The organism is Flavobacterium sp. GSB-24 (assembly GCF_027924665.1).
Classification (GTDB): domain Bacteria; phylum Bacteroidota; class Bacteroidia; order Flavobacteriales; family Flavobacteriaceae; genus Flavobacterium.
Genome location: NZ_AP027043.1, coordinates 633,791 through 647,956 on the forward strand (window position 1 = coordinate 633,791; position 14,166 = coordinate 647,956).

Consider the following 14,166-nt stretch of genomic DNA (forward strand, 5'->3'; position numbering starts at 1 on the left):
AATGAAGGCCGTTTTATTTACTAAGAAGTTTAGTTGATCCAAAACTAAACCTATTAAACATTATTTTTAACTCAAATGAACTTATAATTTCTTATATGGTTTTACCTTTTTTATCTTTGTACTTTACACTTAAAAAACATTATTTTGGAAAATATTCTTTATAAAAACACTAAAATCTCTTTTACAGATTCAGGAAAAGGAAATACAGTAGTTTTTCTTCACGGCTTTCTGGAAAACAAAAAAATGTGGACAGAATATGCTGCTTTTTTTTCAGAAAAATATCGTGTTGTAACGATCGATTTATTAGGTCACGGCGAATCTGATTCTTTAGGCTATGTTCACGAAATGGAAGAAAATGCCCAAGCAGTTAACGAAGTTTTAGAACATTTAAAAATTGAAAAAGCTACAATTGTCGGACATTCTATGGGCGGTTATGTCGCTTTGGCTTTCGCCGAATTATATCCGCAGAAAATTCAGAAATTAGTTTTACAGAATTCAACTTCTAAAGAAGATAACTCTGAGAAAAAACTAAATAGAACCCGCGCCATAAAAGCCGTAAAACAGAATTATGTAAGTTTTGTTAGTTTAGCAATCGCTAATTTATTTAGTGAAAACAATAGAACTCGATTGTCTGAAGAAATTGAAAAAGTCAAAGCTGAAGCTTTAAAAACACCATTACAGGGAATCGTAGCTTCTCTCGAAGGAATGAAAATGCGTAAAGACAGAGAATGGCTTTTAAAAGAAAACCGTTTTCCTGTTCTATTAATTCTAGGAAAGAAGGATCCTGTTTTAAATTACGAAGAAAATCTTGCTCAGATTGATGACACCACAGCAGAATTAGTTTCTTTTGAAGATGGACACATGAGCCATATTGAAAACAAGGAAGCTTTGAAAACTATTTTGTTCGATTTCTTCGAATAATTTGAACTTTACAAAATCAAAAAAGGCCATTTCTAACCGAGGTTGGAATAGCCTTTTTATCATTCTGGGGGCAAAATGTTATTATAACTTTGAAGTAATATCTTTTTTGTATTTAGATAAAGTAGCTCTTGTTAATCCAAGATTTGCTTTAGTTGAGTCTACAGCTAAATAGATAAAATACCTTCCGTCTTCAGACACGTCAATTATATGTATTTGATCTGTAAGTGTAATTAAAATATCATTGATTTTTTGGTTTAATCCTAAAGCTTTAATAGCGTTTAGTTTTGCTTTAACTACTTCTAAATTGTAAGCAGATGCTAATTCTGGATCAAAATTAGGATTTACAGTAAGTGAGCAGTAAGACATCCCTGTTTCAACTTCAGTTACTGAAACAGCGATAAATCCGTTAACATTCTCTTTTAAATCGTTTTGAAAATTTTGTAAAAAATCTGACATGTATAATATTGGTTTTAAATTAATTATTAAAAATAGAGTCCATTTTTCGAAGTAATAGTCCCATTTTACTCAAATCTTTAGAAAGCAACGCGATACAATTATCTTCTTGATTTTTGCTTGCCACTACAATTCCGTCATTATTCTTAATCATTACTTGTTTAAGATCTCCGTTGTTAATGTCTTCAGACATTTCGAGGCACATTTTCAAGATCATTCCGATCATCGCAGCAACATTCCCGTCGTATTCTAAATTAACCGACTCGTTTAAGATTCCATCAATATTAAAACTCAATCCAGATTCTGCTCCAGTCTCTTCTACTAGTGTTTGTAAATCAATCATATTCTTTATTTGTCATGTTTTGGAAGCGTCAAAGATATTTCAATATTAACAATTGTCACCTAAACACTTGTTAAAAAAACAGCCGATATAACATCCTGAGCCACTTTTATTTATAGCATAATTAATCGTCTTTTTTCGGATAAAATATTTAAAAAAAATTAACAGAAAAAACATATTATACTAAAATCGTAACATTTCATTTGATAAAACTCAATTCTAAAATTAACATATAGAGATTGTTGCATTACCCAAAAGTTTTTATATAGATTTGCAAAAAATTTATACAAATGAAAACTGTTGACGAATTACGCTTTGACCTAAATGTAAAATTGATGAAGTTTAGAAGATTTCGTATTGAAAACGGAAACATCAATACTACAAATGCAGAAGAAAATACTAAAAAAGGTTTCTTTAAAAAAATATTTAGCTAATAGCTTTTAAAAATCAGCCGGACGTGTTAGATAACCATTTTTTACTAGTTCGGCTTTTTCATTGATTTTATGCAACTTACCGCCTTTCAACAATAACAATATTGTTGAAATTTTCATCACATTTTCGTATTGATGATCGGTTATGAGAATTCCTTTTTCTCGAGAATTTTCTTTAATTAACTGAACTATAATTTCAATCATTTTTGGTGACAATCCACTGAACGGTTCATCTAAAAGAATAAATTTCGACGAATTAAAAAGGACTAATTTTACTTGAAGATATCGCAATTCTCCAAATGATAGGTTTTTGATTTTTTGTCTTAAAAAAGGTTTTAGGAAGTCATCTTCATAAAAAAGATTCAATTTTTGTTTAGCGACTGATAATTCAATTGTCCTTAATACGGACAAATGGTTTGGAATAAATTGATCTTGACACATATAACTAATTTGATTTAACAGATCTGAAGAAAAAAGTTGTTTTCTTATTAGTCTTTAAACCTAAATATGTTACAGAACTTTTTAGTAAAGAAATTTAAATTTTTTCTTCGAATGGAATAGCTATATCAAAAATCTCACTTAACAAATTCGCAATTTCATCTAAATAAGAATTGAGTATTTCTGATGTCACAATAGCTTTTAAATCTTTATCTTCTTTAAATCCGAAAGGTAAAAAACCAGATTTGAGATTTTTAAAAGAAATAATCCCGACTTCGATCGGAAGCCCTCCCGCTTCTTTCTCAAACATGAAAGCGTATGCTAATACTTGAATAATTTTATCATTTTTAAGCTCTTGTGTCAATCCATTCCATGTTTTCAGCACAACATTCGACTTCTCAACTTTTCCTGTCTTATAATCGATAATTCTAATTTTCCCGTCACGTCGTTCGATACGGTCAACATTTCCTTTTATCAAAATAGGAAATGGAAGTTTCGGATGAACAAATTCACGCTCAAAAGTCTGCTCTAGAGCAATAATCTGAATCGCTTCATCATTTTTAACAGATTCTAATTCCATTCTTAAAAAATTAGAAACATTTCGTTTAGCAACCTCAAAAGCCAGCAAATTTCGTCCTTTTTTGATCTCTCCTTCTTTATAAACCAATTTAAACTGCTTAAGAACTTCATCATCCAATAATTTAAAGCAGTTTAAAATATCATTCTCTGAAATAAATTTACCAATAAAAGGTTCATAAAGTGCCTTTAAAGTTTCATGAATGATAGTTCCTAAAGTATTCAAAGCGATATTTTCTTCCACTTCCTCCACTTCTCTAATCCTCAAGACTTTCTGAAAATAAAACTCAATCGGATTTCGGATGTAACTTGTTAATGCCGATGGTGAAAAACCTGTTATCGCTATTTCCTTTAAACGCTCCATTACTGATTCCGATTTAGCAACCGAAATAGGTTCGTAAGCCGTATTAGGAAGTACCGGATTATAGATATCAAACGTAAGATTATGATTTCTCTGTTTTTCAACTTCTAACTGTGTAATGAAACGACTTCTTTCACCAGCATCTAAACCATCATTTTCAGTATTATAAATGAGATATATGTTCTTAGCTCTCTGTAATAAATGATAAAAATGGTAGGTGTAGATCGCATCTTTCTCCTTAAAAGTCGGCAGCCCTAATTCTCGTTTTACATCATACGGAATAAATGAATTCTGAGATTTTCCTGCTGGAAATTTTCCTTCATTCATTGATGTTATAATAACTGTTTCAAAATCTAAAACACGGCTTTCTAAAACTCCCATAATCTGCAAACCTCTTAAAGGCTCACCTTCAAAAGATACTTCTGCTAAATCTATAATCTGTTTGTAAATGGCGTGAAGCGTATCTATATTATCGATATGATGATGTTTGGAGTAGTAATTTATTAGTTTATTTATGACTTTAAAAACTCCGTAAACAAATGCTTTTGCAATTTTCTCCTGTTCATTATCATTACTAAAATGTTCTTTTATAACGATTAACAATGCCGAAATATTCTTTAAAACTGTAACAGAACCTTTTTCCCATTTTTCAAACAACAAATTAAAAAAATGAGAAGGACTTGGATGAAGTTCTAAAATTTTATGATGCGTAATAAAAGTATAATTATTCTCTTTGATAATTTTTACCAACATTTGAGCATTTGCATAAGGCTCTACTAATGGATGTGTTAAAACATCCAATACATCTTTATAATAAAAAACATAATTGCCTCCTTTACGCGAAAGTGCATTAGTATGCATTTTAAACAACTTGGCAACTAAAATTTGAGATGGATTATTTTTACCCGAATATCCCATGGTAATGTTTAAAAATCCAACAGAAGAAGGGAGTGAATATAAAACTGGAATCAATAAATTTTCCTCGCCTAGCACAACCGCTACTTTGTCCAAAGACGCCGCAGGATCGTTGTTTATTAAATCTTCAATTATACTTCCTGTTAATTTTGCCTGCCCTATAGTTTTAGGAGTTCCAATAATCTGGATATTTTTTGATTGCGAAAAATCATCCACAATCCATTCAAAAATATTTGATTTGTAATGTTTCCAACTTTCTTTAAAACGTCTTAAAAAAAGTCCCGCATCATGATATGGATCATTGAGAAAAGTTTGATCGGCATCCCAATAAATTTTAGCCTGACCTAAAGCTAATAAATGCTGTACAATTTTTTCTTCAGCAGCATTGAGAGCATTAAATCCTGCGAAAATAAAAATTCGATTACCGATAGTATTTGAAAAATGATTCAAATTATTGACCGCTTCTCTATAAACTAGTCCCTGGTACCCAATAGATTTAAACAACAAATGATTATAAAGCGAATCATAATACAAAGGAAGAAGCTTCCAGAAATCAATGTAATTTTCTAGAAGTTTTGTTTTTTGATCCACTTCTAATCCCCATTTTTTTATGTCCTCAATATCTTTTAAGTAAGACAAAACATGTGAAGGATCTAAGAGATATCGATCAATTTCATTAAAGTCTTGAAGGAGCGTTTTCGCCCAATTTGCAAACAACTCAAATGACTGCTGATTCTTTTTTTCTGTAACCGATAAATAAACCTCATAAAATTCAAATAAAAGTTCAATTGAATCAACAGAGCGAATTGAAGCGACATCTTGTACAAAATCTTCAATACTTGTAATTTCAGGTGCAATTATAGTTTTATCAGTTTCTTTTTTAAGAGCATCAATCAAAAAAACTTTAGCTCTTTTATTTGGAAGAATTATAGTTATTTCTGAAAGTTTCAGTGCGTAATCTTGAATTACAACACCAGCTATTTTTTGAAGAAAAGAAGTATTTATCATAGTATAAAAATAAAAAAAGCCATTCAATTAAGAATGGCTTTTCCTTTTTATTTAGAAAGTAAATTAGATTTTACCTTGGTATTTAGAACCAATGTGTCTAATTTCTGTTCTTCTGTTTTGAGCTTTACCTGCAGCAGTTTTGTTACTTGCAACTGGTTGGCTAGAACCAAATCCTTTAGACTCTAAGTTCTCTGGATTAACACCTCTTTGGATTAAAGCGTTTAATACAGCAGCAGCTCTGTCTTCAGATAATTTTTGGTTGATTTTTGCAGAACCTGTACTATCTGTGTGTCCTTCAATAGAGAATTTCGCGTTTGGATAGTTTTTAAGGATTTCTTTAATAGCATCTAATCTAGCTGGAGTTTCTTTGTCACCAGTTTTGAAAGTAGCTTTTCCTGAGTTGAAGTAGATTGCTCTAGCTTGAACTTTAAGATCTTCTAATGCTTCAGAAGTTACTTCTGGACATCCTCTGTTACTAGCAGGACCATAAACTGTTGGACAGTCATCATCTTTATCAGCAACACCATCTTTGTCAGCATCTAAGAATGGGCAACCACCGTTTTCTTTAGGACCAGCAACTGTAGGACATTTGTCATCTTTATCAGCGATTCCGTCTCCGTCAGTATCAGGACAACCTTTTAAAGCAGCTAAACCAGCAACATCTGGACAAGCATCATCTTTATCAGCAATTCCATCTCCGTCAGTATCAGGACATCCGTTTAATGCAGCTAAACCAAATACATCTGGACAAGCGTCAGAAGCATCAACGATTCCGTCTCCGTCAGTATCAGGACATCCGTTGAATTGTTTTAAACCAGCAACATCTGGACAAGCATCGTCTTTGTCATAGATTCCGTCTCCGTCAGTATCTTTACCTCCAAATTTGAAAACTAAACCTGCAGTGTGTTGGAAGTGAGATACCGCATCTGGAGTTCCAGAAGCATCAACTCTATCTCCACTAACAGCCCATTTGTATCTTGTAGCAAGTTCAAGACCAATAGCATCTGTAAACCAGAAAGTTAAACCAGCACCTGGATTAACTGTTCCAAAGCTGCTATCTCCGAAGAAAGTGTAACCTCCACCAACAGATAACGAAGGATCAATTACTTTAGATTTGATTAATTCTTGGAAGCTGTATTTGATAGTAGCATCAATTCCGTAGTACATCAAATCACCTGGATTAGATACAACATTACCTCTACTATCATGCCCTGGAGCAGTTGGAGCAAAAGTAACGAATTTATCAATTTTGTTTACAGATCCTTGTAAGCCAACAGAAAATCCACTACCTACATATCTATTTACACCAATGTAAGATAGAGAAGGAAGAATATTCCAGTTGTCTTTTACTGCGAATGGCTGAGAGAAGTGTTGATCAAAAAACCCACTACCAGCTCCAGAACTAGTCCTTGTATCCACAGCATTAACCCCGAAAGAGATCGCCCATGGATTGTTACTGTCTTGTGCGTGAGAACTTAAACCCATCGCCATCAATACAGCAACTAAAAGTTTGTTAAGATGTTTCATACTTAATTTTTTTAATTACAATTTAGTTAATTACAAGCAAAAGTAACACCAAATTTTTTAAATACAAAATGAAATGTTAAAAAAAACCTACAAAAATTTGACCAAAGTGGTAATTATATAACTTTTAACATTTTACCGACAACTGTGAACGCATTTATAGCCTTATCCAAGTGTTCTTTTTCATGCGCTGCAGACAGTTGTACGCGTATTCTAGCCTTTTCTTTAGGAACAACAGGAAAGAAAAAACCAATAACATAAATTCCTTGCTTTAAAAGTTCATTTGCCATCGTTTGTGACAATTTTGCATCGTATAACATTACTGGAACAATAGCAGAATCTCCATCGATAATATCAAAACCCGCTTTTTTCATACCTTCTTTAAAATAGTTAGTATTCCATTCTAGTTTATCGCGAAGCGTTGTATCTTTTTCTAATAATTCAAAAACTTTTATTGAAGCTCCAACAATTGCTGGTGCTAAAGAATTTGAAAACAAATAAGGTCTCGATCTTTGGCGCAGTAATTCAATGATTTCTTTCTTAGCCGTTGTATATCCGCCCATTGCACCACCTAAGGCTTTTCCAAGTGTTCCTGTGATAATATCAACTCTACCCATCACTCCTTTTGCTTCAAGCGTCCCTTTTCCTGTAGCACCAATAAATCCGGCTGCATGGCATTCATCAACCATAACCATCGCATCATATTTATCTGCTAAATCACAAATTTTATCTAAAGGCGCAACTAAACCGTCCATAGAGAACACACCATCTGTCACAATAAGTTTAAAACGAGCACCAGCTTGGTTAGCTTTAATTAGCTGTTGCTCTAAATCTTCCATATTGTTATTTTCATAACGGTAACGTGCTGCTTTACAAAGACGAACACCATCAATAATAGAAGCGTGATTCAAGCTGTCAGAAATAATTGCATCATTTTCACCAAGTAAAGGCTCGAAAACACCTCCATTTGCATCGAATGCAGCTGCATATAAAATAGTATCTTCTGTACCATAAAAATCAGCAATCTTTTTTTCTAAAGTCTTATGAATATCTTGCGTCCCACAGATAAAACGAACAGATGACATTCCGAAACCATGAGTATCCATCGCATCTTTCGCAGCCTGCACAACTTCTGGATGAGACGAAAGTCCCAAATAGTTATTGGCACAAAAATTTAAAACTGTTTCTCCTGTTGAAATTTTAATTTCAGCACCTTGAGGAGATGTAATGATTCTCTCCTTTTTAAAAATTCCATTTTCTTCGATTGTCTGCAGCTCGCTTTGCAGATGCTCTTTAATTTTACCGTACATTTTTTATATATTTAAAACGTTAAAAATTAACAACTTAACAAAATTAAAGCTTCGTTATTTCTTTAACATCTGATTAATTTTTTCACAAATTTACCACTTCAATTTCCGAACCAATATATACCAATGCTTTTTTTAACACTTTGTATCCTAAATCTTCAATTGCATCCTGATATTCTTGAATTTGATTTTGATATTTCGCATTAACTGCGCCCGTTTTATAATCCAAAAGATAAGCTTCTTTATTCTCTAAAAATACAATACGATCTGGTTTTAAAATTCTTCCTTCTTTTTGAACAATGGTCTGCTCATTCAAAACAGTATCATTTCCATTAAAACAAATGGATAATTCAGGATGATTTACAATTTCTCTTAAAGTCTGTAATACTTGCTCGACTTGATCAAAAGTAATTAACCCATTTTCGAGTGATTTTGTTACCGCCAGATCAATGTCTGATTTATCTTTAACAAAAGCCAAAATCTCATGGACAATATTTCCATACGAAATCGCCTCTTGTTGATGCGTTCCCCACATTAAAGCTTCACGCTGGGCAATTTTAATATTTTTAGGATTTAAAACTTCTTTTACAACTGGAATCGATTTTACTAAATCAACCGTTTTTGTGTTTTTTGAAAGTCTTAATTTATTCCCAAATTCATAATTCAGTTTCTCTTCATCATAAATCCCTTCATTAATTAAATACTTAATAAAGAATGAAGCCATATTATTTGGATATTCACCGTCATTTTTTGCTTTCAGCGATTGAGAAATCACATACAATTGTTCTTCAGCACGAGTTAACGCAACGTACAAAACATTGATATTGTCCAATAATTCTTCTTGCTTTTTCAAGTTGAAAACTGCAGAAGCACTTTCACCAAAACTCTCCACAACACTACTGTTGTCAACTAGTGCTTTTGGGACACCAAGATCAATCTCTTCTGTATCGAGCCATAATTTATCTTTTGGTTTACGATTATAATCTTCATCAGCAAAAGGCATAATTACCACTGGAAATTCCAAACCTTTCGATTTATGAATTGTCATAATACGAACCGCATTATTTCCTTCCGGCGACGGAATACTAAATTTCTCTGCATTCTTATCCCAGAAAACTAAAAAATCTGCGACTCCGGATTGATTTCGAATATCACGCTCTAAAACAATATCCAGAAAAAACTGAACATAAGCATTTCCTTCTGAAGGAAGAATAAATTTAGAAATGATAATTTCAACCGCCTCGTAAAGAGATTTTTTTCGCACATCTTCAAAAGAAAAAGAAACATCAAAAGTTAAAAGCCATTCTTCAAATTCTTTCTCAAATCTATAACTCATTCCTTTAGCTATAAAATCATGAACTGGCATTGCCAAATCTTTAGTTGAAGCCAAGAAATGAAGAAAATTAGCTTTTGATTCTAAATTTGCACTATTATTCAAATATCGAAGTAAATGAACTATCAAGCGAACTTCTGCCGCATTTTGTATCATCAAAGTTTCTGAAGACAAAAGCGGAATTCCTTGTTCGGTTAAATAATTAGCAACTGCAATTCCCTGATCTCTTTTTCGGGTCAGAATTACAATATCTTTATATTCAAAACCTTGTTTTACCACTTCTTGAATGGTATTTAAAGTCGCTAAGACATACAAATCAGATTTCTCTACAGCTTCTTCATCATCAGCAAAATCATTTTTATCAACGACCGGTAGAAATGAAATATTGACGTAACCTCCGTTTTTTGAATTTACATTCTGAAAACTATGATTTTCGTATAAATCTTTATAATCTTCGTTTGAAAATTCAGCCGAGATCAATTTAAAAAACGCATTATTAAATTCAATAACTTCGCTGTAGCTTCGATAATTGGTATTTAAATGCTTAATTGCCTTATCTGGGTTATTGAACGGATTTACATCTTTACTCAATTCAATAAACTGCTCTGCTTTACCGCCGCGCCAGCGATAAATCGACTGTTTAGGATCGCCAACAATCATCAATGTTCCTTTATTTCCCAAATCATCTAGACCAGAAAGCGAATTATCAATTAACGGAATTAAATTCTGCCACTGCATTTCAGAAGTATCTTGAAATTCATCAATAAAAAAATGACGATAGCGTTCTCCTAAACGTTCGTAAATGAATGGCGCGGGCTGATTCTGAATTTCGCGGTGAATAATGGCATTGAATTCTGAAATAGACAAGATATTTTGCTCAGATTGAATTTTAGCCAATTCATTACTTACAGTGTTAAGAAGCGAAAGCGGTGTGATATTTTTCAAAAAGGCTTTGTAAAAATCCCTTTTCTCAAAGTTTTTATATACCTCCTTCAAAATTTGAAGCAGCTCTGGAATAATATTTTCTATTAACGCTCTGTCTTTTGCAGTTTTATTAATCGCAATATCATCAAACTCATGAAAAGTTTTATTTTTAGGATTGAATTTTCCGTCTCGAATACTTTCTAGATGATTAGGAAAAGTTCCTCGAGAAAATGATTTTGGATCAATTCCGTTTTTATCAATTAACTCAATTGCTTTAGAAGCTAGTTCTGCATTCTTAGATTCTAATTCTTTGCAAAGTGCCTGCATTTTTTGTTTAATCTCAACGAACTCTTCGATTGTTTTGTCTTGAAAATACAGAATCTCATTTCGGTTATTTTCATTTAAAACCAATCTCCCTGTATCCAAAATTTCACGCGATACATCCCAGCTTTTATCATCATCGGTTTTTTCCATTGTAAAATCGATGAGTAACTTGGTCAACGTTTCATCTTCCCCAGCTTGAGCAATAATTGCATCAACCGCTTCTACCAATAAATTTTCGGTATCCAGCGTCACTTCAAAAGCCATAGGAAGATTTAAGTCATGCGCAAAAGCACGGATAACTTTATGCGTAAATTTATCAATGGTAGAAATATCAAAAGCTGCATAATTATGAATTAAGTGCTTTATGATTTGCTGCGATTTGGTTTTAATTTTAATAATTGAAAGTCCAGTTTCACGCGAAAGATCTTCCATTAAATCAGCTGCCTTTGGAGACGGATCGTCTTTTGCAAATTCAGACAAACTTCCAACAATACGGCTTTTCATTTCATGAACCGCTTTATTGGTGAATGTTATCGCTAGAATATTTCGATATGCATCGTTTTTTGGAGAGGAAAGAATAATTTTGAGATATTCTTTAACCAATGTATATGTCTTTCCTGATCCCGCAGAAGCATCATAAATGGAGAAAGACGGACTTTGCATAAGTTTGGTTTTAGTATTGTAAAAATAGCATAATTAAATATTAAATCCCAATAATGAAAAATTCCAAATTCCAATTTTTGAAGCGCTAATTGCAAACAAATATTGGAATTTGGAATTTTTTATATTGTATTTTTAAAAATAATTAATGTTTTGGAAAAGCTCTCTTATTAAAAACCAAAAGTATACCTACTCCTGTAGAAATTGCCATATCGGCAACATTAAAAATAGCATTAAAAAAAGCAAAGTGTTTCCCGCCGAAAATTGGAAGCCAAGTTGGTAGATTTCCTTCCCAAATAGGGAAATAAAACATATCTACTACCAAACCATGAAACCAAGTTCCGTATGGAGCTGGAGAAAAAATGGTTGCTAATTTATGAGTGCTGTCATCAAAAATAACTCCGTAAAAAACAGAATCGATAATATTTCCTGCCGCACCTGCAAAGATTAATGCAATAGCAACTATCAAATAAGTCGAATGACGTTTTTTTATGGCATCAGAAAGCCACCAGCCAATTCCGAAAACTGCAAAAATCCTGAAAACAGTTAAAATTAATTTTCCGTATTCTCCAGGTATTTTTGTTCCCCAAGCCATACCTTCATTTTCAATAAAATGAATTCTAAACCAATCAAAAATAACTACTTCTTCTCCAAGAATGAAATTTGTTTTGACATAGATTTTAGAAAGCTGATCAACGATTAAAACTAAAAATATAAGGAAATACGCTTTTCGTAATGACATTTTATGAATTTTTGATGGGCAAAAATAACAATTAAATCAAAAAAAACGCTCCTAATGGAGCGTTAATTCTTTTCTAAGAAACTAAACAAAGTTTATCTGCTAATCTAAACCTAATAAAGTTTACTTTTTTACAGGAGCTTTCGCTGGAGTTTTTGGACTGTCGGAGAAAAAATCAGAAATAGATTTAAATATTCCTTTGCTCTCTTTTCCGGCAGCAAGCTTTTTAGCTTCCCCTTTTTTTACATCTGCTTTAAACTTGATACGCAGTTTTTCAAAATCTTTCATTCTGCGCTCTACATCAGAATTTACATCTTTGAATTTCAACACTTTAGCCATAATGTAAGTTTTTTACAGTAAATAATTTAAATTATTAATGATTTGGTATTACAATGATACATAAATTAATTTATATTTGTTAAATAAAATTAACAGTTGTTTAGGAAAATTAGCTATTAATTTAAAAAACAAATACCAAAATGAACTGAATTTAACATTCCTCCCAAAATCCTACAAATCATGAATGAAATCACCACTATTCTAAATGACTTTCTTGTCAGCACAAAATCGACCGCAGCATTAATTTTAAACGGAAAGGGAAAATTAATCACTTCCTTAAATTTAGACTACGGAGACAGTATTGCAGCGATGAGTGCCGCAATTTTATCAATGAGCGAAAAATTTTTAATTGATTTAGAAAAAGGTTCTTTAAAACAATTATATCTAAAAAGCTCAGAAGGCGTTATCGTCGGAAACAAAATAAGCGGCTCCAATTTTATTGTTGCTTTTTCTAAAGAAGGAAGCAACCTTGCATTGTTGATGCGCTCAACAGAAGAAGTATCTGCTGAATTAAGTAAAAATTCCCTATTGAAATAACATAAATCTATTAACAAACAAACCCACTAAATTATGAGTAATGATTTTTTAAACGTGTTTTTAAATGAAATGAAAACCAACGTAAACGGCTTTATCGCTGTCGCTGTAACAGAAATTGAATCTGGATTAAGTTTTGGAAACTTAACAATCGACCCAAGTTTTGACCCAGAACTTGCTGCTGCTTATAACTTAGAAGTTGTAAAAGCTAAATTAAGCGCTGTAAAAGCCTTAAACTTAAACCAAGACATCGAAGATATTTTGATTACTTTATCGAATCAAATTCACATTATCGATATTTCTCCAAACAAAAAATTTATGATCTACCTTGCTGCAGATGCTTCAAAAGCAAATCTAGGTATGACTAGAGCTATTTTAAGAAAACACAAGGCTGAAGTTGAAAAAAATCTAGCATAAATTATTACTCTATTTTAGAACTATCTCTAATCGAGATAGTTCTAATTTTCTTTTTCACAGCCCCAAATCGTCTGCCTATTTTATTCTTACAAAATTCAAACCTACCCTTTTTAAAGCAGACATCTTAAAAATAATACATTTCTTTCAAATCACAAACTACTACTTACTTGGATTGTTTCTAAAAGATTAAACAAAAAAACGCCCCTAAAAGGAGCGCTTATTTTTTTATTTCAGTGAATTTTATCTTTGCAAGTTTTTAGCTTCGATACTCATTGTTGCATGAGGAACTATTTTAAGCCTTTCTTTGCTAATCAATTTACCTGTTACTTTGCAAATACCGTAAGTTTTGTTTTCTACACGGAAAAGCGCGTTTTTTAAATCACGGATAAACTTTTCTTGTCTAATAGCCAACTGAGAGTTTGCTTCTTTAGACATAGTTTCACTTCCTTCCTCAAAAGCTTTGAAAGTTGGAGAAGTATCGTCTGTACCGTTATTTAAGTCGTTCATATAAGCACTCTTAATTAAATCAAGATCTGCTTGCGCTTTTTGTATTTTTGCTTGGATTATCTCTTTGAACTCTGCTAAATCTGCATCAGAGTATCTTGTAATTTCATCTATCATT

Annotated in this window: 14 protein-coding genes; 4 read left to right on the forward strand and 10 right to left on the reverse strand. The window is 32.2% G+C overall.

The features are described 5' to 3' along the window. Nucleotides 1-144 precede the first annotated feature (144 nt). Nucleotides 145-921: an alpha/beta hydrolase gene (locus QMG60_RS03085; RefSeq protein ID WP_281866841.1), complete on the forward strand. Its 777-nt coding sequence runs from the start codon at nucleotides 145-147 to the stop codon at nucleotides 919-921. An 81-nt stretch (nucleotides 922-1,002) separates the two neighbouring features. Here QMG60_RS03085 and QMG60_RS03090 read toward each other — a convergent pair whose 3' ends face one another. Together QMG60_RS03090 and QMG60_RS03095 are read right to left on the reverse strand one after the other, a co-directional pair. Next, nucleotides 1,003-1,377, reverse strand: a complete 375-nt coding sequence (locus QMG60_RS03090; RefSeq protein WP_057115195.1) for a hypothetical protein — start codon at nucleotides 1,375-1,377, stop codon at nucleotides 1,003-1,005. A 19-nt stretch (nucleotides 1,378-1,396) separates the two neighbouring features. Further along, the gene (locus tag QMG60_RS03095) at nucleotides 1,397-1,717 is read right to left on the reverse strand and encodes a hypothetical protein (protein WP_281866842.1); all 321 of its coding nucleotides are present in this window, start codon (nucleotides 1,715-1,717) and stop codon (nucleotides 1,397-1,399) included. Nucleotides 1,718-2,004: 287 nt separating this feature from the next. Here QMG60_RS03095 and QMG60_RS03100 point away from each other — a divergent pair, with 287 nt between their 5' ends. Then, a complete protein-coding gene (locus QMG60_RS03100; protein WP_157848493.1) occupies nucleotides 2,005-2,148 on the forward strand; it encodes a hypothetical protein in 144 nt (47 codons plus the stop codon). 6 nt (nucleotides 2,149-2,154) lie between these two features. Here the strand turns inward: QMG60_RS03100 and QMG60_RS03105 are convergent, their stop codons facing one another. From QMG60_RS03105 to QMG60_RS03135, 7 genes are all read right to left on the reverse strand, one after another. Beyond that, on the reverse strand, nucleotides 2,155-2,349 hold the full coding sequence (locus QMG60_RS03105; RefSeq protein ID WP_281866843.1) for a hypothetical protein: 195 nt from the start codon (nucleotides 2,347-2,349) through the stop codon (nucleotides 2,155-2,157). Nucleotides 2,350-2,680: 331 nt separating this feature from the next. Next, entirely contained in the window at nucleotides 2,681-5,443 is a 2,763-nt protein-coding gene (locus QMG60_RS03110) for a PD-(D/E)XK nuclease family protein (RefSeq protein ID WP_281866844.1), read from the reverse strand. 63 nt (nucleotides 5,444-5,506) lie between these two features. Further along, nucleotides 5,507-6,970 carry an OmpA family protein gene (locus tag QMG60_RS03115; RefSeq protein ID WP_281866845.1) on the reverse strand — a complete coding sequence of 488 codons (1,464 nt, stop codon included), beginning with the start codon at nucleotides 6,968-6,970 and terminating at the stop codon, nucleotides 5,507-5,509. Between the two features lie 113 nt (nucleotides 6,971-7,083). Beyond that, nucleotides 7,084-8,277 (reverse strand): glycine C-acetyltransferase, encoded by a 1,194-nt coding sequence (gene kbl / locus QMG60_RS03120; protein WP_281866846.1) that lies wholly within the window; start codon nucleotides 8,275-8,277, stop codon nucleotides 7,084-7,086. An 82-nt stretch (nucleotides 8,278-8,359) separates the two neighbouring features. Continuing rightward, nucleotides 8,360-11,518, reverse strand: a complete 3,159-nt coding sequence (locus QMG60_RS03125; RefSeq protein WP_281866847.1) for a UvrD-helicase domain-containing protein — start codon at nucleotides 11,516-11,518, stop codon at nucleotides 8,360-8,362. Nucleotides 11,519-11,660: 142 nt separating this feature from the next. Further along, nucleotides 11,661-12,257 carry a lipoprotein signal peptidase gene (locus QMG60_RS03130; RefSeq protein ID WP_281866848.1) on the reverse strand — a complete coding sequence of 199 codons (597 nt, stop codon included), beginning with the start codon at nucleotides 12,255-12,257 and terminating at the stop codon, nucleotides 11,661-11,663. 120 nt (nucleotides 12,258-12,377) lie between these two features. Then, nucleotides 12,378-12,593: a hypothetical protein gene (locus QMG60_RS03135; RefSeq protein ID WP_057115203.1), complete on the reverse strand. Its 216-nt coding sequence runs from the start codon at nucleotides 12,591-12,593 to the stop codon at nucleotides 12,378-12,380. Nucleotides 12,594-12,773: 180 nt separating this feature from the next. On the opposite strand from QMG60_RS03135, the gene QMG60_RS03140 reads away from it, so the two are divergent. Together QMG60_RS03140 and QMG60_RS03145 are read left to right on the forward strand one after the other, a co-directional pair. After that, on the forward strand, nucleotides 12,774-13,130 hold the full coding sequence (locus tag QMG60_RS03140; protein WP_057115204.1) for a roadblock/LC7 domain-containing protein: 357 nt from the start codon (nucleotides 12,774-12,776) through the stop codon (nucleotides 13,128-13,130). Nucleotides 13,131-13,163: 33 nt separating this feature from the next. Beyond that, nucleotides 13,164-13,544 (forward strand): hypothetical protein, encoded by a 381-nt coding sequence (locus QMG60_RS03145; protein WP_057115205.1) that lies wholly within the window; start codon nucleotides 13,164-13,166, stop codon nucleotides 13,542-13,544. A gap of 240 nt (nucleotides 13,545-13,784) precedes the next feature. On the opposite strand, the gene QMG60_RS03150 is transcribed toward QMG60_RS03145, so the two are convergent. Beyond that, nucleotides 13,785-14,165: a TraR/DksA C4-type zinc finger protein gene (locus QMG60_RS03150; RefSeq protein WP_057115206.1), complete on the reverse strand. Its 381-nt coding sequence runs from the start codon at nucleotides 14,163-14,165 to the stop codon at nucleotides 13,785-13,787. Between the last annotated feature and the right edge of the window lies 1 nt (nucleotide 14,166).